Below are 18333 nucleotides of genomic sequence, written 5' to 3' on the forward strand. Positions count from 1 at the left end.
GCGCTACTTGAGCAGCTTGCGCACCAGCAGGACCAGCACGAGGACGCCCGCACCGATCAGCGGGAACTTGACCTTGGGGTTGTCCAGCTTGGCGCGCACGCCGTCCTTGGCCGCGTCGGCGAGCTTCTTCGGGTCGGCCTTGACGGTCAGCTGGTCGAGCGTCGCCGCCAGGGCGGTCCTAGCCTGCTCGATCTCACGCTCGATCGTCTCGGGATCGCGGGCCACGTGTCCTCCTCGCCGCATGGGACTTCCAGAGCCTCAACTTAGTCGACCGCCCCGCCGCCGCCGCACGGGCCACGCCGCACCGCTACGCTTCCAGTTGCTGGGGCCCGTAGCCCAATTGGCAGAGGCACATGGTTTAGGTCCATGCCAGTGAGAGTTCGAGTCTCTCCGGGCCCACTCGGGGGTTGGGCGAGGTCTGCTCGCGGAGAGCGCTCGCCCCGTCCCCCTCGTCGTGTCTTCTGGGGGTGCAACCCCCAGACCCCGCCCGGCGGGCTCCGCCCCCGGACCCCCGCCGTGGTCCGGCTTGGCGGCGACCCTCACCTTCGCCCCGCCGTGGCCCGGCTTCCCCCAGTGCCCCTCAGCTGCGGAACGTCCGCCGGTAGGCGTCCGGCGGTACCCCGACCGTCCGGTTGAAGTGCCGCCGCAGCGTCGCCGCCGTGCCCATCCCCACCGCCTCCGCGACCGCGTCGACGCTCGCGTCCGTGTTCTCCAGCAGCTCCTGCGCGCGCCGGATGCGCTGGTTCAGCAGCCACTGCAACGGGGTCGTGCCCGTCGCGGAGCGGAAGTGGCGGCCCAAGTGGCGGGAGCTCATGTTCGCCTGGCGGGCCAGGTCCTCCACCGTCAACGCCCGGTCGAGGCGAGCCGTGATCCACGGGAGCAGCGCGGCCAGCGGGTGGTCGTCGCGGGCCGGTACCGGCGCCGTGACGAACTGGGCCTGGCCGCCCGCCCGGTGCGGGGGCACCACCAGGCGGCGGGCGATCGCGTTGGCCGCCGCCGGGCCATGGTCGGCGCGGACCAGGTGCAGGCACAGGTCCATCGCCGCCGCCTTGCCCGCCGAGGTGAGGACCCGGCCGTTGTCGACGTAGAGCACGTCCGGGTCCACCGTCACTTCCGGGTAGCGGGCGGCCAGGACGTCCGTGTGCGCCCAGTGCGTCGTCGCCCGCAGGCCGTCCAGCAGCCCCGCCGCCGCCAGCACGAACGCGCCCGTGCACAGCGAGGCCACCCGCGCGCCGCGGGCGTGGGCCGCCCGGACCGCGGCGACCAGGTCGGCAGGCGGGGCGGTGTCGACGTCGGCCCAGCCGGGGACGATCACCGTGTCCGCGTGCGCCAGCCCGCCGAGGCCGTGGTCCGGCTCCAGCAGGAACCGGCCCACCCGCACCGGCGCCGAACCGCAGACCGCGAAGCCGTACCGGGGGTCGTCGCCGAACACCTCGGTAGCGATCGTCAGCTCGAACGACAGCATCCCGTCGGTGGCGGCGAGGGCGACAGCGTGCATGTCCGAAAGTGTACGTAGCACGTCGTTCCGGACACTGGTGACGACGCCCGGCCGTCGCCAGGATTGCCCCATGACTTCGGTACTGGTTTACGGCGCTTACGGGCACACCGGCCGCTTCGTGGTCGCTGAGCTGCAGAAACGCGGGTTCGACGCGGTCCTTTCCGGACGGAACGCGGCGAAGCTGCCGGGCGGGCGGCCCGCCTCGGTCGACGACCCGGCGGCCCTCGACCGCGCGCTCGACGGCGTCGACGCGGTGATCAACTGCGCAGGTCCGTTCGCCGAAACGGCCCTCCCGGTCGCGCGGGCGGCCATCCGGGCCGGCGTCCCGTACGTCGACGTCGCCGCCGAGATCGAGGCGAACCTCGACACCCTCGCGCTGACCGCCGACACCGCGGTGGTGCCCGCGATGGCGTTCTTCGGCGGGCTGGCCGACCTGCTGGCCACGGCGGCGCTGGGCGACGAGACGACGGCCGACGAGGTGCACGTCGCCTACGGCCTCAGCGGCTGGCGCCCGACGGCGGGCACCCTCGCCGCGGGCAAAGTGTCCCGCGAACGCCGTGGCGGCCAGCGAATCCGGTACGCGGGCGGCCGGCTGGAGCACCGCGACGACGCCCTGCCCGAGCGCGAATGGGCGTTCCCCGAGCCGCTCGGCACGCGGCCCGTCCTCGGCGAGTTCTCGATGGCCGACATCGTCACCATCCCGCGGCACCTGAAGGTCCGCGATGTCACGAGCTACATGACGGTGGACGCGGCGCAGGGCCTCGCGGCGGCCGGTGAGCGCGACGCGGCCGAGACGTTCGTGGTGGACGTCGTGGTGCGGACCGGCGACGGCGAACGCCGGATCGTGGCGAGCGGCGAGGACATCTACGCGGTGAGCGCACCGCTGGCGGTCGAGGCGGTGGACCGGATCCTGACCGGGCGGACGAAGGTGAAGGCCGTCGCGACGGCGGGCGAGATGTTCGACGCGGCCGACTTCCTGCACGCGCTGGCGCCGCACATCACGGTCGCCCGCCTGAGCAGTCAGTAGCGGACGTCGCTCTGCAGCAACGGCGGGTACACAGTGGACGGTTCGCCGTCGACCGTCGCGCCCGCGAACTGCAGCATCGCCCGCTGGGCGCCGTGCATCGGGGCCGGATAGTCCAGTTCCGGCGCGGAAACCCCGTCCAAAGCGGCCGGCTGCGGCGGCGTCAGCGTCACGTCCAGCCCGGCGAGGTTGCCGGTCAGGTGCTCCAGCCGCCGCGCGCCGATGATCGGCACCACCGTGCCGGGCCGGGCCCCGCAGCCACGCCAGCGCCACCGCCGACGTAGGCCGCGCGGGCGGAATCCGGCGTCGCGGCGTCACGGCGGTACTTGCCGGACAGGAAGCCGTTCTTCAGCGGGCTCCACGGCACCAGCGCCAGGCAGGACGCGGCGCAGTTGCGCGACGCCGCCTCGGCCGGGCCGCAGCTGCCCTGAGGTCCGATCCGTTCAAGACGGCCGGTCCCGCCGGGTGCGAGGCTGGCGGCATGCCCGTGAACCTCCCCGCGGCCGCGTCCTTCATGGCCACGCGCGCCCGCCTCCTCGACCGCCGCCGCTTCGAACTGCTGGACGGCGCCACGAGCACCGACGCCGTGCTGGCCGCCGTGGACGGCTACCGCAACCCCGACGGCGGCTACGGCTGGGGCCTCGAGCCGGACCTGCGGGCCCCGGAAAGCCAGCCCGGCGGTGCCCTCCACGCCTTCGAGGTGCTCGAGGAGATCGCCCCGCGGACGACACCGCACGCCGTGGCGCTCTGCGACTGGCTGGCGACGGCGTCCCGTCCGGACGGTGGCCTCCCGTTCGCCCTGCCGGTGGCGGATCCCGCCGGGTGCGCGCCCTTCTGGGCCGAGGCCGATCCGGCGGTGGCCACCCTGCAGAGCACCGCGTTCACCGCCGGCGTGGCCCTGCGCGTCGCCCGGCACGACCGGGCCGTCCGCGAACACCCGTGGCTCGCCGCGGCCACGCGGTACTGCTTCCGCGCCATCCGCGAGCTTTCCGAGCCGCCGCACGCGATCGCGTTGTCCTTCGCGGTGCAGTTCGTGGACGCGGCCCACGAGCTCCACGAGGAGGCACCCGCGCTGCTGGACCACCTCGCCGCGTTCGTCCCGGCCGACGGGCTGGCCCCGGTGGCCGGCGGGTCGGAGGGCGAAACCCTCCGCGCCCTGGACTTCGCGCCGCTGCCGGACCGCCCGGCGCGCGCGTTGTTCGCCGCCGACGTCATTGACGCGGAACTGCGGCGGCTCGCGGCCGCCCAACGGGACGATGGCGGCTGGCGGGTCGACTTCGCGAGCTTCTCGCCCGCCGCGGCACTCGAATGGCGCGGGTACGCGACGGTCCGTGCGGTGACGATCCTACGCCGTCACGGCCTGGTCTGAACTTCTACACGAGTGGCACCGAAGTTCACCCGGCCGTGGCCAGTCGGGAGTGGACGGCCGCCCGCACCTTCCGGCGTGCGTGACCGAACGCGTACTGTGACGGGAGCAACCCGGTCCCCGGAGGTGAAGCATGGCGTCGCGCAACCCGTTGCGCTGGATCGCCCGCTGGGCTGACTGGTTCGAGGAGCGCGGCGTGTACGTGCCCGGCGAAGAAAGCCGGGCGGTCGACCCGGTGCGGGATTTCGGCTGGTTGATGACGGCGTGGGTGGCCGGCGTCGCGATCTTCATCCTGCTGTTCGCGCTCGCCGTTTAAGTGGCATGTTGCCAGAGATTGTCACCAGCCGTGCCGTTCCGGTCACGGATTGGCCACGGGGTGGCACCAGGTGCGCGACAACCCCCGGTGGCGCCTCGTAACCGCGCGCGATCACGGCCAGAGTGGAGCGGGTTCCCGCGGCAATCCCCCGTTGCCGACGGCACCCGACCCGCCGACTGGAGTACCCGCAATGGCGCTCGCGCGCACCCGCAAGATCATGTTCACCGCAGGACTGCTCGGCCTGGCGGTGGCGTGCGGGGTCCCTTCGGCACGCGAGGGCACCGCCGCCCTCGGCGCGGCCGGCTCCCCCGCGGGCGCCGGCGCCTCCGCCGCACCGGCGGCCAACGACCTCAAGTTCGGCGCCGACCACCGGTTCGCCAGCGGTCTCACCATCTCCGTCGGCTCCCCGCAGTCGTTCCGCCCCAGCACGTCGGCGTACCCGCAGAGCCCGCGCGGCGCGGCCTTCGACGTCCAGCTGACCAACGACGGCTCGACGACGTACAAGCTCTCGGGGCTCAACGTCACCGCCACCGCGGCCGGCGCCGCGGTCAAGCAGGTCGTGGACACCACCCAGGGCTTCACCGGCATCACCGACGCGGGCAAGGACGTGCTGCCGGGCCGTTCGGTGCACATCACGCTCGCCTTCGCGGTCCCGCGCGAGCAGACGCAGCTGCGGCTGCAGATCCGGCCGAGCGCGACGGAAGCCGCCGCGGTCACCTACTGCGGTCCGGCCTGACGTTAGGCTCGGGGCATGACCGAGCGCCTTTCCCCGGGTGACGAAGCCCCGGACTTCACCCTGCCCGACAGCGAGGGCAAGGACGTGTCCCTGCGCGACTTCCGCGGCCAGTCGGTGGTGGTGTACTTCTACCCGGCGGCGAGCACCCCGGGCTGCACCAAGCAGGCCTGCGACTTCCGCGACAACCTCGCCGAGCTCAACGACGCCGGCTACCAGGTCGTCGGCATCTCGCCGGACAAGCAGGCGAAGCTGGCGAAGTTCGTCTCGAACGAAGGCCTGACGTTCCCGGTGCTCGGCGACCCGGAGAAGACGGTCATCGAGGCCTGGGGCGCGTACGGCGAGAAGAAGAACTACGGGAAGACCTACATGGGCGTGATCCGTTCGACGTTCGTCGTCGACCCGGAGGGCAAGATCGCGCACGCCTTCTACAACGTCCGCGCGAGCGGCCACGTGGCGAAGCTGATCCGGGACCTCGGCCTGGCTTCCTGACCCGCGCCACCCGATCGCAGGCTTGTCCCGCCCTCCGACCGCCGGAATCATCCGGCGGTCGGAGGGCGGGAGGACGCGGATCCGGAGCAACTGGCGAGGAAGATCCGCGGCAGCCTCGCCGGCGAGCGGCTGCTGACGCCCAGGCGGCCGCCGCCTGCCGTCGTTCCAGCCCCGCGCGCTCGCCGACGTCCTCGCCAGGCTCGGCCCCGGCGTCGAACTCCGCTAACCCAGCTCCCGCAACGCAGGCACCAAAGCCCGCAAAGCCAGCCCCCGGTGGGAAACCGCGTCCTTCTCCCCCGGCGACATCTCCGCCGACGTCCGCGACTCCCCATCCGGCTGGAAGATCGGGTCGTACCCGAACCCATTCGTCCCGCGCCGCGACCGAACCAGCGTCCCCCGCCACTCGCCGCGGACCACCGTCTCCTCGCCCGATGGCAACACCAGCGCCGCCACACACACGAACTGCGCCCCGCGCCGCTCGTCCGGCACGTCCGACAGCTGCCCCAGCACCAGATCCAGGTTCGCCTCGTCGTCCCCGTGCCGCCCGGACCACCGGGCCGACAGCACCCCCGGCATCCCGTTCAGCGCGTCGACAGCGATCCCCGAGTCATCCGCGATGGAAGGCAATCCCGTCGCGGCAACGGCGTCGCGAGCCTTCGCGACCGCGTTGCCCTCGAAGTCCGGCGCCGTCTCGGGCGCCTCCGGGAACGGAGGCACGTCGGCAAGACCGAGGATCTCGAGCCCGGAAAGCCCTTCCGCCGCAACGATCCGGCGCAGTTCGCCGAGCTTCTTCGCGTTGCGCGTCGCCAGGAGCAGCTTCGTCACTTCGAGCCCTTCTTCTTGTCCGGACGCGGCTCCGGCAGCTCGCCCGGGTACGGCAGCGCCAGTGCCTCGTTCTGCAGCCGGGTCAGTTCCGCGCAGCCCGCCAGCGCCACGTCCAGCATCGTGTCCAAAGTGGACCTCGCGAACGTCGCGCCCTCGCCGGTGCCCTGGACCTCGATCAGCGTGCCGGCGTCCGTGGCCACCACGTTCATGTCGACCTCGGCTCGCGAGTCCTCCTCGTACGGCAGGTCCAGCCGGACGCGGCCGTCGACCACACCCACGCTCACCGCCGCCACCGAGGACGACAGCGGCTGCGGGTCGTTCAACCGGTTCGCGGCGCCCAGCCAGGTGATCGCGTCCGCCAGTGCCACGTAACCGCCCGTCACCGCGGCCGTGCGGGTGCCGCCGTCGGCCTGGATGACGTCGCAGTCGATGACGATCGTGTTCTCGCCCAGCGCCGCCAGGTCGATGCAGGCCCGCAGGGACCGGCCGATCAGCCGGGAGATCTCGTGCGTGCGGCCGCCGATCCGGCCCTTCACCGACTCGCGGTCACTGCGCGTGTTGGTCGCGGACGGCAGCATCGCGTACTCCGCCGTCACCCAGCCGAGGCCGGAGCCGGCCCGCCAGCGCGGCACGCCTTCGGTGACGCTCGCCGCGCACAGCACGCGCGTGTTGCCGAATTCGATCAGCACCGACCCCGCCGGCCACTGCTGGAATCCCCGGGTGATCTTGATGTCGCGGAGCTGGTCGTCGTTCCTGCCATCTTTACGAGCCACAGGTGCACTCTATGACCGCCCGCTCAGACGTCGTAGACGGCACCCTGCTTGACGACCTCCGCACCCGGGAACGCCGCCGACGCCTCGGCCAGCACCGCTCCGGCGTCCGTCCACGGCGCGATGTGCGTCAGCAGCAACCGCCCGACACCGGCGTCGCGCGCCAGCTCACCCGCCTGCTTGCCGGACAGGTGGACGCCGGCCGGCCGCTCCGCCGAGTCCGTCCAGGACGCCTCGGCGAGCAGCAGGTCGACGCCATCGGCGAGCTCGTTCAGCGCCCGGCACGGCCCGGTATCGCCGGTGAACGCGAAGATCCGGCCCCCGTAGGAGATCCGCAGCCCGTACGCCGGGGTCGGGTGGTCGACCTCGACCGCGAGGACCTCGAACGGCCCGAGCCGGAACGGCTCCGGCCGCAGCGGGCGGAAGTCGTAGACGTCGGACAGGTCCGTGACCGCCCGCTCGGTCTCGTTGGGCGCGTACGCGTTGGCCAGCCGGCCCGGCGCGTCCGGCGGGGCGTACAGCGGCAGCAGCCGCGGGCGCGCCGGGTACGGCGGCGCCGGGTGGTAGCGCCGCAGGACGGTGAGTGCGCTGACGTCGGCGCAGTGGTCGGGGTGCAGGTGCGTGAGCACGAGCGCGTCCAGGTCGAACGGGTCGGCCACGGCCTGCAGCTGCGCGAGGGTGCCGTTGCCGAGTTCGAGGCCGAGCAGGAAGCCCTCCGCCTCGATGAGGTAACCGGACGCGGCGGTGTTCGGCCCGGGGATGCTGCCGGAGCACCCGAGGATGGTCAGTCGCACGACGACACCCTAAGCGCCCACCACCGCGATCACGCGGTGGTGGGAGCGAGGACACCCGGCGCGAACCCCATGAACCGCTGGGCGAGCCGGGTGAACGGCTCGGCCGAGCCGGTGGCGAGGAACTCGTGCCGCGGCGGGGTTTCCCGGGTGGTCAGCTCGTCCCGCTCGGTCAGCACGCGGACGAGGTCCTTGGCGGTCTCCTCGGCGCTGCTCACCAGGGTCACTTCCTGGCCCATCACGATCTGCAGCACGCCCTGCAGCAGCGGGTAGTGCGTGCAGCCGAGCACCAGCGTGTCGACCTGGGCGTCGAGCAGCGGCTGCAGGTAGCCCTGCGCCAGCCCGAGCACCTGGCGCCCGGTGGTGATCCCGCGCTCGACGAAGTCGACGAACCGCGGGCACGCGACGCTGGTGAGCGTGATGTCCGGCGCCGCGGCGAAGGCGTCTTCGTAGGCCCGCGAGCGCACGGTGCCCTCGGTGCCGATCACGCCGACGCGCCCGGTGTGCGTCGCCACGACGGCGCGGCGCGCGGCGGGCAGGACGACCTCGATGACCGGGACGTCGTAGCGCTCCCGTGCGTCGCGCAGGCAGGCCGCAGACGCCGTGTTGCAGGCGATCACCAGCGCCTTCACCCCGCTCTCCACCAGCTCGTCGAGCGCCGCGAGGGCGTAGCTGCGGGCGGTGGCGATCGGGAGCGGGCCGTACGGGTTGTGCGCCGTGTCACCGACGTAGCGGAGCTGCTCGGCGGGCAGCTGTTCGAGGATCGCCCGTGCGACCGTCAGCCCGCCGACGCCGGAATCGAACACACCGATCGGGGCATCAGCGGGCGGAGACGTCACGCTTCGAGGTTACCCGGGGCCGGCTTGCGGGACCGCCGGGTGGTCAGCCAGGCCGCCAGAACGCCGGCCAGCGCCCCGAAGAGGTGGCCCTGCCAGGAGACGCCCGGGTTGCCCGGCAGCAGCCCGGCCAGCATGCCGCTCCACACGCCGAGCAAGACGACGGCGACCACGATCTGGCCGGCCGCGCGGTTGAACAGGCCGCGGACCAGCAGGTAGGCGAGCCAGCCGAAGGCCAGCCCGGACGCGCCGACCGTGACGCCCTGAGACGGCCCGACCAGCCACACACCGAGCCCGGAGACCACCCAGATGATGGCCGTGACCAGCGCGAACCGGCCGATTCCGGCGGCCATCGCGAGGAAGGAGAACAGCAGCACCGGGACGGTGTTCGCGAACAGGTGGGACCAGCCGGCGTGCAGGACCGGCGCGAACAGCACGCCGTCGAGGCCGGACAGCGACCGCGAATGGATGCCGCCCTGGTCCAGATCGGCCGGGAGGATGACGTCGACCAGCTCGACCAGGTACAGCAGCAGGGTGAACGACAGCGCGACGATCGCGGCCGCCGCCGGCTTCGGCGGCAGCACGCGCTTGGCGGCGTCGGTTCCCGGGGCGGGTTGCAAGGTGCTCACGTCTTCGAGGCTAGGCGGGCCACCGCCGCTCCACCTCGGGTGAAATCCCTGATCCGCGGGTTTTGTCGGTGGTCGCCGCTAGCTTGTCGGGCATGGACGTCATCGGTTATCTCGCGCGGCTCGGCCTCGATCCCGAGCCGCCGGGCCTCGGCGCGCTGCGGCGGCTGCACGCGGCGCACGTCGAACGCGTGCCGTACGAGGCACTGGAGGTGCAGCTCGGGCGGCCGACCCCGCTCGAGCCGTCGGCGTCGCTGGCGCGGATCCGGCAGGGCCGCGGCGGGTACTGCTACCACCTGAACGGGGCGTTCTCGGCGTTGCTGGCGGCGCTCGGCTACCGCGTCACCCGGCACCTGGGCGGGGTGCAGGGCAGCGCGGCGGACGCGCCGAACGTCGACCGGAACCACCTGGCGCTGACCGTCTCCGGGCTGCCGGAGGCCCCGGAGCAGGCGTGGCTGGTCGACGTGGGGCTCGGCGACGGCCCGCACGAGCCGCTCCCCCTCCGGGAAGGCACCTACGTGCAGGGCCCGCACACCTACCGGCTGCGGCCGTCGGAGGTGGCGCCGGGCGGCTGGCGGTTCGACCACGACCCTTCGGCCAGTTTCACCGGCATGGACTTCACGCCCGGCGTCGCGGAGATGGCGGACTTCGCGGAGAAGCACGCCTGGCTCTCGAGCGCGCCCGAGTCCGGGTTCGTGCGGGTCTGCGTGGTCCAGCGGCGGGACGAAGCGGGGGTGGACAGCCTGCGCGCGCTCACCCTGGACAGGCACGGCGCCAAGGAGCTGATCGGCTCACCGGGCGACTGGTGGGCGGCCGCGGGTGACGTCTTCGGCATCCCGGCGGCCCTGTTCACGGCGGAGGAGCGCGAGCGGCTCTGGCGGCAGTGCGTCGCGCAGCACGAGGCTCACGTGGGCGGCCGGGGCAGCGAGGTGGTGCCCAGCGCGTAGTCCACCGCCGCTTCGGCGTGCAGGCGGGTCGTCGGGAAGGTCGGCACCGGGCTGTCCTCCGGGCCGACCAGCAGCTCGATCTCGGTGCAGCCGTAGATGACGCCCTCGGCGCCCGCCTCGGCCAGCCGTGCGATCACGCCGCGGTAGGCCTCCCTCGAGGCGTCTTCGACGACGCCGAGCACCAGCTCGTCGTAGATCACCCGGTGCACGAGGTCGCGGTCTTCGGCGCTCGGCACGAGCACGTCGAGGCCGTGCGCGGCGAGGCGGTCGCGGTAGAAAGGCTGTCCCATGGTGAAGCCGGTCCCGAGCAGCCCGACCCGGCGGACACCGGCGGCCTTGATGGCCGCGGCGGTGGCGTCGCCGAGGTGCAGCAGCGGGATGCCGAGGCCGTCTTCCAGCTGGGAAGCGACCTTGTGCATGGTGTTGGTGCAGAGCACGACGAAGTCGGCCCCGGCGGCTTCGAGGGCCTTCGCCGCCCGGTTCAGCTCGGCCCCGGCGTCGTCCCAGCGTCCCTCGGCCTGCATGGCTTCGACCGCGGCGAAGTCGACGGAGTAGAGGACGGTGTGCGCGGAGTGGAACCCGCCGAGCACGGCCTTCACCCGCTCGTTGACCAGCCGGTAGTACTCGATCGAAGATTCCCAGCTCATCCCGCCCAGCAGCCCGATGACCTTCATACTCTCAGCATGCCCGAACCGCGCACGGCGTTCGCCGGGGTGTCGACCGTCCTGGTCACCGACGGCGCTTCGGCCGTGCTGGTCGACGGCTTCTTCTCGCGGCCGTCACCGCTGAAGATGGCGACGCGCGTGGCGCCGGACCGCCGGCGGATCGAGGAAGCCCTGCGGCGCCTCGGGGTCACCACGCTGGACGCCGTGCTGGTCGCGCATTCCCACCTCGACCACGCCCTGGACGCACCGGTCGTCGCGCAGCTGACCGGCGCCACGCTGGCCGGGTCGGCGTCGACGCGCCGGATCCAGGAGGGCTACGGGCTGGCCGGCGAGCCGTTCGAGGAGCTGGTGCCGGGCCGGCCGGTCGGGTTCGGCGCGTTCACCGTGACCCCGGTCGGCGCCCGCCACAGCGACGGCGACCGGGTGCCCGGCGAGATCACCGAGCCGGTCCGGCTGCCGGCCAGGACCAGGGCGTTCCGGACCGGCCGCTGCTACTCGTTCCACATCGCCCACCCGGCGGGCAGCGTCCTGGTCCACGCGTCGGCCAACTTCGTGCCCGGCGCGCTGGCCGGCTTCCGGGCCGACGTCGTCTATCTCGGTGTCGGGCAGGCGGGGAAGCAGACCGAGCAGTGGCGGGAACGGTACTGGCGCGAGACCGCCGGAGCCGTCGGCGCGCGGACCGTCCGGCCGATCCACTGGGACGCGTTCTGGCGGCCGCTGGGCAAGCCGCTCAAGCCCCTGCCGAGGGCGTTCGACGACCTGGGCGCCACCATGGCCACCTTCGAGCGGCTGGCCGACGGCGTCGACCTCGCCCTGCCCGAGCTGTGGCGGCTCGAGTAGCTCAGGCCCAGAGCTGCCCGTCGAGCCGTTCGGCCGCCTCGTCCAGCGACCCGGCGTAGGCCCCGGTGGAGAGGTACTTCCACCCGGCGTCGGCGACGACGAACGCGACGTCCGCCTGCTCGCCGCGGGCCGCGGCCTTCTCGGCCACCGCCAGCGCCGCGTGCAGCACCGCGCCCGTCGAGATGCCCGCGAAGATGCCTTCGTGCTCCAGCAGCTCCCGGGTGCGCCGCAGCGCGTCGTACGCGCCCACGGAGTACCGGCCGTTGAGCACCGAAGCGTCATACAGCTCCGGCACGAACCCCTCGTCGAGGTTGCGCAAGCCGTACACCAGCTCGCCGTAGCGCGGCTCGGCCGCGATGATCTGGACGTCCGGCTTCGCTTCGTGCAGGTACCGCCCGACGCCGACCAGCGTGCCGGTCGTGCCGAGGCCACCGACGAAGTGCGTCAGCGTCGGCAGGTCCTTGAGCAGCTCGGGGCCGGTGCCGCGGTAGTGCGCGTCGGCGTTGGCCGGGTTGCCGTACTGGTAGAGCATCACCCAGTCCGGGTTGGCCTCGGCCAGCTCCTTCGCCCGCCGGACGGCCTCGTTCGAGCCGCCAGCGGCCGGGGAGAAGACGATCCGGGCGCCGTAGGCCTGCAGCAGCTGCTTGCGCTCGGTGGAGGTGTTCTCCGGCATCACGCAGACCAGCCCGTAGCCCTTGAGCTTGGCGGCCATGGCCAGCGAGATGCCGGTGTTGCCCGACGTCGGCTCCAGGATCGTGGAGCCGCGCCGCAGCTTGCCTTCACGCTCGGCGGCTTCGATCATGGCCAGCGCGGGCCGGTCCTTGATCGAGCCGGTCGGGTTGCGGTCCTCCAGCTTCGCCCACAGGCGCACGTCGTGCGTCGGGGAGAGCCGGGGCAGCCCGACCAGCGGGGTGCCGCCGAGCGCGTCGAGCAGCGACTCGAAGCGAGCCATCGATCAGCCACCGGCCACGGCGGGGAGGATGGTCAGGGTGTCGCCGTCCTTGACCTCGGCCTCGAGCCCGCCGGCGAAGCGCACGTCCTCGTCGTTGACGTAGACGTTGATGAAGCGGTGCAGCTTCTCCTCCTTGACCAGGCGCGCCTTCAGGCCGGCGTGCCGGGACTCGACGTCGTCGATGACCTCGAGGACGGTCGCGCCCTTCGCCTCGACGGACTTCTCGCCGCCAGTGTGGGTGCGCAGGATCGTCGGGATGGAGACGGTCACGGCCATGGGTTCTTACCTCCGGTGGTTTCCTAGACGCAGACGCCTTCGGCGCGCGGTTTGTTCCGGGTCGTCAGTCGATGATCTCGACCGGCTCCTCGGTGATCTCGGCGTCCACGATCCGGTACGAGCGGAACTCGTGCACTTCGGGGTCGCGGGTGGAGACGAGCACGTAGTGCGCGTCCGGCTCGGCCGCGATGTTCGCGTCGGTCCGCGACGGGTAGGCCTCGGTCGCGGTGTGCGAGTGGTAGATGACCACCGGCACCTCGTCGTTGGCGGCCATCTCGCGGTAGAGCTTGAGCAGGTCGCCGGAGTCGAACTCGTAGAACGTCGGCGACCGGGCCGCGTTCAGCATCGGGATGAACCGCTCGGGGGAATCCGAGCCCTCGGGCCCGGCGATCACCCCGCACGCCTCGTCGGGGTGGTCACGACGGGCGTGGGCGACGATCTCGTCGACGAGGTCACGGCGGATCCGGAGCACACCGACATCTTAGTTGGTGGACCAGTCCGGTCCAGATGATGAGATATTGCGCTCACGAGGACAATCGGGGGATGCCGATGCCCGCGCACGCCCGCGAACGCTGCCGCGAGTTCCTCGAAGACGGCGAGGTGATCCAGTACCTCGTCCCCGGCATCTCACTCTACGTCGACGGCGTCCGCACCCGCGCGGCCTTCTTCATCGTGGTCACCGACCGCGCGATCACGGTGCTCTACGGCGGCCGGTTCCGCCGCTACGCGCCCAAGGCGGTCTACGACCGGCTGCCCCGGCGCACCGAGATCGGCCCGGTCGAGGTCCACCCCTCGCTCGGCCCGGTGCTGACCTTCGCCCGGCTGCACCTGGAGATCGCCGAGGAGTACGTCAGCGCCGTCCGCGCGGCGAACCTCGAAGGGGCCCGCGACCTGCCGCCGGACCCGCTGCCGGACCTCTGACCCGCGGACGGCTCAGCCGAACGCCTCCGGCCACACGTCCCGGTACGCGGGCAGCCCGCCCGCGGTGGTCGCGGCCAGCAGGCCGTGCACCATCGCCCGCGCGAACACCCGGGCCGCCGCCGCGCACAGCGTGTCCAGGACCGCCGGACGGCCCGGGAAGTCCGCCGGCAGCTCCCGCGCGCCCGTGGCCAGCGCGAACACCGTGTCGCCGTCGAACATCGAGTGCGCCGGCCGCACCGCCCGCGCCAGCCCGTCCTGCGCCGTGACGGCGATCCGCCGCGCCTCGGCCTTCGACAGCGCCGCGTCCACCGCGACCACGCCGATCGTCGTGTTCAGGTCCGTCCGCCTCGACGGGAGCGAGACGGCCCGCGAAGGCCACGTCACGCCGAAGTCGCCGTGGTCGGCCGCGTACGCCCGGCCCGTCGAGAGGTCCACGGCTTCGCCGGCCGCGTTGACCACGGCCAGCGCACCCACCGTGAACCCGTCCACGACCTCGCCGGCCGAGCCGAGCCCGCCCTTCAGCGACCCCACGGCGGCCCCCGCGCCCGCGCCGACCGTCCCCTGCGCGAAGGAAGCCGAAGCCGCTTCGCAGGCTGCGTAGCCGAAGGAGGCGTCGGGCCGGTTGCCCCACTCGCTGCGCGGCAGGTCGAACAGCACCGCCGCCGGCACGATCGGCACGACTTCGTGGGGCTGCGCGCCGACCGGGAAGCCCAGGTTGCGCTCCGCCAGCCACCGCATCACGCCGTCGGCCGCGGCGAGCCCGTACGCCGAGCCGCCCGACAGGCACACGGCGTTGACCCGCTGCACCAGATTCTCCGGCTCGAGGAGGTTCGTCTCCCGCGTGCCGGGCGCGCCGCCGCGCTGGTCCACCGCGCCGACCGCACCCCCGGGCACGAGCACCACCGTCGTCCCGGTGGCCCAGCCGTCGCCGATCCGCTCGTGGTGCCCGACCAGGACACCCGGCACGTCGGTGATCATCCCGTGAGCGCCTGGATCAGCGTCTCCTGCACCCAGGTCAGCCAGTGGTAGACGCCGAGGTGCGGCGCCCGCGGGTCGTCCTCGGGCAGCTCGTCGGGCATGTCCTCGGTGACGTCGAGCGCGGTGCCCAGCGCCAGCCGGACGTCGTTGAGCGCGCCCAGCCAGGCGTCGGCCTGCTCCTCGGTCAGCCGGACGTGGCCGCCGTCGCGGGGCAGCGTGTCGAGCACGATCTTGGCCACGCCGACCTTGATGTCGAGCAGCTCCGGCTCGTGCAGCGACCGCATCGCCGCGACCGAGTCGATGTCCTCGCGGGACGGGTTGTCCGGGTCGAGCCGGTGGAAGTCCGGGAGCAGCCGCGAGAGCACCGGGTCGTCCGGGGACTCGGTCGGCCCGGTCCGGATGCCGGTGAGCTCGGCGAGCTCGTCCTGTGGCGCCTCTTCGGCACGGGCGGTCAGCATGTCCTCGAGCTGGCTGACCAGCCCGCGCAGGACGGCCGCCTCCTGCTGCTCGAACCCCGCGTGGATCACCGCACCCTTGCGCCGCCAACCGTTCACGAGGGCTGCTCCATGGTGGCCCAGAGGCCGGCCGCGTGGAGTTTGGCCACGTCGGTCTCCACCTTCTCCTTGCTGCCGGACGACACGATCGCCTTGCCCTTGTGGTGCACGTCCAGCATCAGCTTCGTGGCGTGGTCGCGGCTGTAACCGAACAGCTTCTGGAACACGTACGTCACGTACGACATCAGGTTCACCGGGTCGTTCCAGACCACGGTCCGCCAGGGGGTGTCCGACTCGGCGACTTCCGCACCGGCCGGTTCGACCTGCGTCTGTTCGGATGCGACAGGCGTGGACATGCACCCCATGGTGTCACGGGGGTGACGGGGTACGCCGCGCCAGGTCCGGCCATGTGGGTGAATAGGCTTACCCCATGGGTTCACCGGAGCCGGTCACGGCCAGCACTGCGCTGCTCACCGACCACTACGAGCTGACCATGCTGGGCAGCGCGCTCGCCGACGGGACGCACGCGCGGCCCTGCGTGTTCGAGGTTTTCGCCAGGAGGCTGCCGGACGGTCGCCGCTACGGCGTGGTCGCGGGCACCGCGCGGGTGCTCGACGCGATCGCGGACTTCCGCTTCACCGACGCCGAACTCGCGCAGCTGGAGGCCACAGCGGTGGTCGACGACGCGACGCTGGCCTGGCTGGCCGACTACGAGTTCTCCGGTGACATCGACGGCTACCCCGAGGGCGAGCTGTACTTCCCCGGCTCGCCGATCCTCACCGTCACCGGCTCCTTCGCCGAGTGCGTGCTGCTGGAGACGCTGGTCCTGTCGATCCTGAACCACGACAGCGCCATCGCGTCGGCGGCGGCCCGGATGTCCGGCGCCGCGCACGGCCGCCCGATCATCGAGATGGGCGGCCGCCGCACGCACGAGTACGCCGCCGTCGCCGCCGCCCGCGCCGCCTACCTGGCCGGCTTCGCGACGACGTCCAACCTGGAAGCCGGGCGCCGCTACGGCATCCCGACCCGCGGCACCGTCGCGCACGCCTTCATGCTGCTGCACGACAGCGAAGAGGCGGCCTTCCGCGCCCAGGTGGACAAGATGGGCCCGGACACGACGCTGCTGGTCGACACCTACGACATCACCGCGGGCATCGAGACGGCGGTCCGCGTCGCCGGGCCCGAGCTCGGCGCGATCCGGATCGACTCCGGTGACGTCGGCCCGCTCGCCCGCCGCGCCCGCGAGCAGCTGGACTCCCTCGGCGCCAAGGACACCCGGATCGTGGTGTCCGGCGACCTGGACGAGCACGCCATCGCGGCCCTGCGCGCGGAGCCGGTCGACGCGTACGGCGTCGGCACCTCGGTGGTCACCGGCTCCGGTGCGCCGACCGCCGGCATGGTCTACAAGCTGGTCGAGGTGGACGGCAAGCCGGTGGCCAAGCGCAGTGCGCACAAGGAGTCGCGCGGCGGCCGCAAGTCCGCGCTGCGGCGCCACCGCGGCACCGGCACGGCGGTCGAGGAGGTCGTCTGGACGACCGCCGGTCCCGCGCCCGAGGCCGACGCCAACGACCGGCCGCTGCAGATTCCGCTGATCCGCGCTGGCCGCCCGGAGGCGGACCTGCCTACGCTCGACGATGCGAGGCAGCGGCTGCGCCGCGGCCTGGTCAGCCTGCCGTGGGAGGGCCTCAAGCTCTCGCACGGCGAGCCCGCAATCCCGACGCAGTTCTTGTGAACGACGCTGTCTCTGAGAGGGAGTCCGACCGATGGGTACCGCGCTGATCGTGGTGGACGTGCAGAACGACTTCTGTGAGGGGGGTTCGCTCGGCCTGCCGGGCGGGGCCGCCGCGGCCGCCGCCATCTCCAAGCAGGCCGCCGAAGGCGGGTACAGCCACGTCGTGGCCACCAGGGACAACCACATCGACCCGGGCGCCCACTTCAGCGAGACGCCGGACTTCAAGGACAGCTGGCCGGTGCACTGCGTGGCCGGCACGGCGGGCGCGTCGTTCCACTCCGCGCTCGACGTCGTCCCGATCGGCGAGGTGTTCTCCAAGGGCGAGTACAGCGCCGCCTACTCCGGCTTCGAGGGGGCGGCCCGCGACGGGAAGTCCCTGGAGGCGTGGCTGCGCGAGCACGACGTGACCGACGTCGACGTGGTCGGCATCGCGACGGACTTCTGCGTCCGCGCGACGGCCCTGGACGCGGCGAAGGCCGGCTTCGGCGTGCGGGTGCTGCTGGACCTGACCGTCGGCGGCTCGCAGCCGACGGTCGACGCGACGCTGAAGGACTTCGACGAGGCGGGCGTCGCGTACACCGGCACCGCGGTCGTCGGCCCGGCCGCGTGAAGGACCTGCAGGCGGCGCTGGCGGAACACCGGCTCGTCGCGATCCTGCGCGCGCCGGACGCTTCGCGGTTCGCCGACGCGGCGATGGTGCTGCACGCGGCGGGCGTCCGCCTGCTCGAAGCGACGCTGACCACGCCGGGCGCACCCGCGGCCATCACCGCGCTGCGCCTGGCGCTGGGCGAGGACGCGCTGGTCGGCGCGGGCAGCGTCCGCGAGCCGTCCGATGTGGACATCGCGGTGGACGCGGGCGCCGGCTACCTGATCACGCCGACGGTCAACCCCGCGGTCCTGGAGCGCGCCGCGGCCCTGGACACGCCGGTGATCTGCGGCGCGCTGACGCCGACGGAGATCGACCAGGCCTGGCGGCTGGGCGCGGCCGCGGTCAAGGTGTTCCCGGTGGCGGCCGTGGGCGGCGTCGCGTACCTGCGCGCGGTGCGGGCGCCGCTGCCCGACGTCCCGCTGGTGCCGACCGGCGGCGTCCACCTGGCCGACGTCGAGGGCTACCTGCGCGCCGGCGCGATCGCGGTCGCCGCGGCGACGCCGTTGCTTGGCGACGCGCTGGCCTCCGGCGGCAGCCTGCCGGACCTGGCCACCCGGGCCGGCGAGTTCGTCGCGGCCGCGGCCCGCTTCACGACGACCTGA

General features: G+C 72.9%; 26 protein-coding genes and 1 tRNA gene. 12 read left to right on the forward strand and 15 right to left on the reverse strand.

All coding sequences use genetic code 11. The annotated features are described in order from the left end of the window. Window positions 1-3: 3 nt before the first annotated feature. Window positions 4-225 (reverse strand): DUF3618 domain-containing protein, encoded by a 222-nt coding sequence (locus ABZX11_RS21335; protein ID WP_004559246.1) that lies wholly within the window; start codon window positions 223-225, stop codon window positions 4-6. 100 nt (window positions 226-325) lie between these two features. Here ABZX11_RS21335 and ABZX11_RS21340 point away from each other — a divergent pair. After that, window positions 326-399, forward strand: a tRNA-Leu gene (locus ABZX11_RS21340). Between the two features lie 181 nt (window positions 400-580). Here the strand turns inward: ABZX11_RS21340 and ABZX11_RS21345 are convergent. Continuing rightward, the gene (locus tag ABZX11_RS21345; RefSeq protein ID WP_354915390.1) at window positions 581-1498 is read right to left on the reverse strand and encodes a helix-turn-helix domain-containing protein; all 918 of its coding nucleotides are present in this window, start codon (window positions 1496-1498) and stop codon (window positions 581-583) included. Window positions 1499-1568: 70 nt separating this feature from the next. On the opposite strand from ABZX11_RS21345, the gene ABZX11_RS21350 reads away from it, so the two are divergent. Beyond that, complete coding sequence (locus ABZX11_RS21350) at window positions 1569-2525, forward strand: saccharopine dehydrogenase NADP-binding domain-containing protein (RefSeq protein WP_354915393.1); 957 nt, start codon at window positions 1569-1571, stop codon at window positions 2523-2525. Here the strand turns inward: ABZX11_RS21350 and ABZX11_RS21355 are convergent. Further along, entirely contained in the window at window positions 2519-2755 is a 237-nt protein-coding gene (locus ABZX11_RS21355) for a hypothetical protein (protein ID WP_354915396.1), read from the reverse strand. The two genes, ABZX11_RS21350 and ABZX11_RS21355, sit on opposite strands and share 7 nt — an antisense overlap. 248 nt (window positions 2756-3003) lie before the next feature. Here ABZX11_RS21355 and ABZX11_RS21360 point away from each other — a divergent pair, with 248 nt between their 5' ends. The 4 genes from ABZX11_RS21360 (at window position 3004) to bcp (ending at window position 5429) form a co-directional block, all read left to right on the forward strand. Beyond that, window positions 3004-3891 carry a hypothetical protein gene (locus ABZX11_RS21360; protein WP_354915399.1) on the forward strand — a complete coding sequence of 296 codons (888 nt, stop codon included), beginning with the start codon at window positions 3004-3006 and terminating at the stop codon, window positions 3889-3891. A gap of 130 nt (window positions 3892-4021) precedes the next feature. Then, entirely contained in the window at window positions 4022-4204 is a 183-nt protein-coding gene (locus ABZX11_RS21365) for a hypothetical protein (protein WP_176175272.1), read from the forward strand. 190 nt (window positions 4205-4394) lie between these two features. Beyond that, entirely contained in the window at window positions 4395-4940 is a 546-nt protein-coding gene (locus tag ABZX11_RS21370; protein ID WP_176175271.1) for a hypothetical protein, read from the forward strand. A gap of 15 nt (window positions 4941-4955) precedes the next feature. Beyond that, entirely contained in the window at window positions 4956-5429 is a 474-nt protein-coding gene (gene bcp, locus ABZX11_RS21375) for a thioredoxin-dependent thiol peroxidase (RefSeq protein WP_354915403.1), read from the forward strand. A 222-nt stretch (window positions 5430-5651) separates the two neighbouring features. Here bcp and rdgB read toward each other — a convergent pair whose 3' ends face one another. Genes rdgB through ABZX11_RS21400 form a run of 5 tightly spaced genes read right to left on the reverse strand, consistent with a single transcriptional unit; the run spans window position 5652 to window position 9280 of the window. Next, window positions 5652-6254: an RdgB/HAM1 family non-canonical purine NTP pyrophosphatase gene (rdgB, locus tag ABZX11_RS21380; protein WP_176175268.1), complete on the reverse strand. Its 603-nt coding sequence runs from the start codon at window positions 6252-6254 to the stop codon at window positions 5652-5654. Then, complete coding sequence (gene rph / locus ABZX11_RS21385; RefSeq protein WP_176175267.1) at window positions 6251-7027, reverse strand: ribonuclease PH; 777 nt, start codon at window positions 7025-7027, stop codon at window positions 6251-6253. Before rph ends, rdgB begins: the two co-directional genes overlap by 4 nt. Before the next feature lie 23 nt (window positions 7028-7050). Continuing rightward, entirely contained in the window at window positions 7051-7818 is a 768-nt protein-coding gene (locus ABZX11_RS21390) for an MBL fold metallo-hydrolase (RefSeq protein ID WP_176175266.1), read from the reverse strand. A 29-nt stretch (window positions 7819-7847) separates the two neighbouring features. Further along, the gene (gene murI / locus ABZX11_RS21395; protein WP_354915408.1) at window positions 7848-8654 is read right to left on the reverse strand and encodes a glutamate racemase; all 807 of its coding nucleotides are present in this window, start codon (window positions 8652-8654) and stop codon (window positions 7848-7850) included. After that, complete coding sequence (locus ABZX11_RS21400; RefSeq protein WP_354915411.1) at window positions 8651-9280, reverse strand: rhomboid family intramembrane serine protease; 630 nt, start codon at window positions 9278-9280, stop codon at window positions 8651-8653. Before ABZX11_RS21400 ends, murI begins: the two co-directional genes overlap by 4 nt. An 83-nt stretch (window positions 9281-9363) precedes the next feature. On the opposite strand from ABZX11_RS21400, the gene ABZX11_RS21405 reads away from it, so the two are divergent. Beyond that, the gene (locus ABZX11_RS21405) at window positions 9364-10224 is read left to right on the forward strand and encodes an arylamine N-acetyltransferase (protein ID WP_354915797.1); all 861 of its coding nucleotides are present in this window, start codon (window positions 9364-9366) and stop codon (window positions 10222-10224) included. Here ABZX11_RS21405 and ABZX11_RS21410 read toward each other — a convergent pair. Continuing rightward, window positions 10182-10898, reverse strand: coding sequence for an aspartate/glutamate racemase family protein (locus ABZX11_RS21410; protein ID WP_354915414.1), 717 nt, complete (start codon window positions 10896-10898; stop codon window positions 10182-10184). The genes ABZX11_RS21405 and ABZX11_RS21410 overlap by 43 nt on opposite strands. 9 nt (window positions 10899-10907) lie before the next feature. Here ABZX11_RS21410 and ABZX11_RS21415 point away from each other — a divergent pair, with 9 nt between their 5' ends. Beyond that, the gene (locus ABZX11_RS21415) at window positions 10908-11729 is read left to right on the forward strand and encodes an MBL fold metallo-hydrolase (RefSeq protein ID WP_354915417.1); all 822 of its coding nucleotides are present in this window, start codon (window positions 10908-10910) and stop codon (window positions 11727-11729) included. A gap of 1 nt (window position 11730) precedes the next feature. Here ABZX11_RS21415 and ABZX11_RS21420 read toward each other — a convergent pair whose 3' ends face one another. From ABZX11_RS21420 to ABZX11_RS21430, 3 genes are all read right to left on the reverse strand, one after another. Next, the gene (locus tag ABZX11_RS21420; RefSeq protein WP_176175261.1) at window positions 11731-12681 is read right to left on the reverse strand and encodes a cysteine synthase; all 951 of its coding nucleotides are present in this window, start codon (window positions 12679-12681) and stop codon (window positions 11731-11733) included. 3 nt (window positions 12682-12684) lie between these two features. Then, window positions 12685-12957 carry a MoaD/ThiS family protein gene (locus ABZX11_RS21425; RefSeq protein WP_176175260.1) on the reverse strand — a complete coding sequence of 91 codons (273 nt, stop codon included), beginning with the start codon at window positions 12955-12957 and terminating at the stop codon, window positions 12685-12687. A 64-nt stretch (window positions 12958-13021) separates the two neighbouring features. After that, complete coding sequence (locus ABZX11_RS21430; RefSeq protein WP_176175259.1) at window positions 13022-13429, reverse strand: M67 family metallopeptidase; 408 nt, start codon at window positions 13427-13429, stop codon at window positions 13022-13024. Window positions 13430-13500: 71 nt separating this feature from the next. Between ABZX11_RS21430 and ABZX11_RS21435 the strand changes: the two genes are divergently transcribed. Beyond that, window positions 13501-13878, forward strand: a complete 378-nt coding sequence (locus ABZX11_RS21435) for a hypothetical protein (RefSeq protein ID WP_354915422.1) — start codon at window positions 13501-13503, stop codon at window positions 13876-13878. A 12-nt stretch (window positions 13879-13890) separates the two neighbouring features. Here ABZX11_RS21435 and ABZX11_RS21440 read toward each other — a convergent pair whose 3' ends face one another. Genes ABZX11_RS21440 through clpS form a run of 3 tightly spaced genes read right to left on the reverse strand, consistent with a single transcriptional unit; the run spans window position 13891 to window position 15706 of the window. Next, window positions 13891-14856, reverse strand: a complete 966-nt coding sequence (locus ABZX11_RS21440; RefSeq protein ID WP_176175257.1) for a P1 family peptidase — start codon at window positions 14854-14856, stop codon at window positions 13891-13893. Then, window positions 14853-15410, reverse strand: a complete 558-nt coding sequence (locus ABZX11_RS21445) for a DUF2017 domain-containing protein (RefSeq protein WP_176175256.1) — start codon at window positions 15408-15410, stop codon at window positions 14853-14855. Before ABZX11_RS21445 ends, ABZX11_RS21440 begins: the two co-directional genes overlap by 4 nt. Beyond that, window positions 15407-15706 (reverse strand): ATP-dependent Clp protease adapter ClpS, encoded by a 300-nt coding sequence (gene clpS, locus ABZX11_RS21450; protein WP_004560461.1) that lies wholly within the window; start codon window positions 15704-15706, stop codon window positions 15407-15409. Before clpS ends, ABZX11_RS21445 begins: the two co-directional genes overlap by 4 nt. A 74-nt stretch (window positions 15707-15780) precedes the next feature. On the opposite strand from clpS, the gene ABZX11_RS21455 reads away from it, so the two are divergent. The 3 genes from ABZX11_RS21455 to ABZX11_RS21465 are packed head-to-tail and all read left to right on the forward strand — an operon-like array spanning window position 15781 to window position 18333. Further along, the gene (locus tag ABZX11_RS21455) at window positions 15781-17082 is read left to right on the forward strand and encodes a nicotinate phosphoribosyltransferase (RefSeq protein WP_354915426.1); all 1302 of its coding nucleotides are present in this window, start codon (window positions 15781-15783) and stop codon (window positions 17080-17082) included. 31 nt (window positions 17083-17113) lie between these two features. Beyond that, the gene (locus ABZX11_RS21460) at window positions 17114-17692 is read left to right on the forward strand and encodes an isochorismatase family protein (RefSeq protein ID WP_176175254.1); all 579 of its coding nucleotides are present in this window, start codon (window positions 17114-17116) and stop codon (window positions 17690-17692) included. Then, entirely contained in the window at window positions 17689-18333 is a 645-nt protein-coding gene (locus tag ABZX11_RS21465; RefSeq protein ID WP_354915429.1) for a bifunctional 4-hydroxy-2-oxoglutarate aldolase/2-dehydro-3-deoxy-phosphogluconate aldolase, read from the forward strand. The genes ABZX11_RS21460 and ABZX11_RS21465 overlap by 4 nt, the downstream gene beginning before the upstream one ends.

The organism is Amycolatopsis sp. NPDC004169, assembly GCF_040610315.1.
Taxonomy (GTDB): Bacteria; Actinomycetota; Actinomycetes; order Mycobacteriales; family Pseudonocardiaceae; genus Amycolatopsis.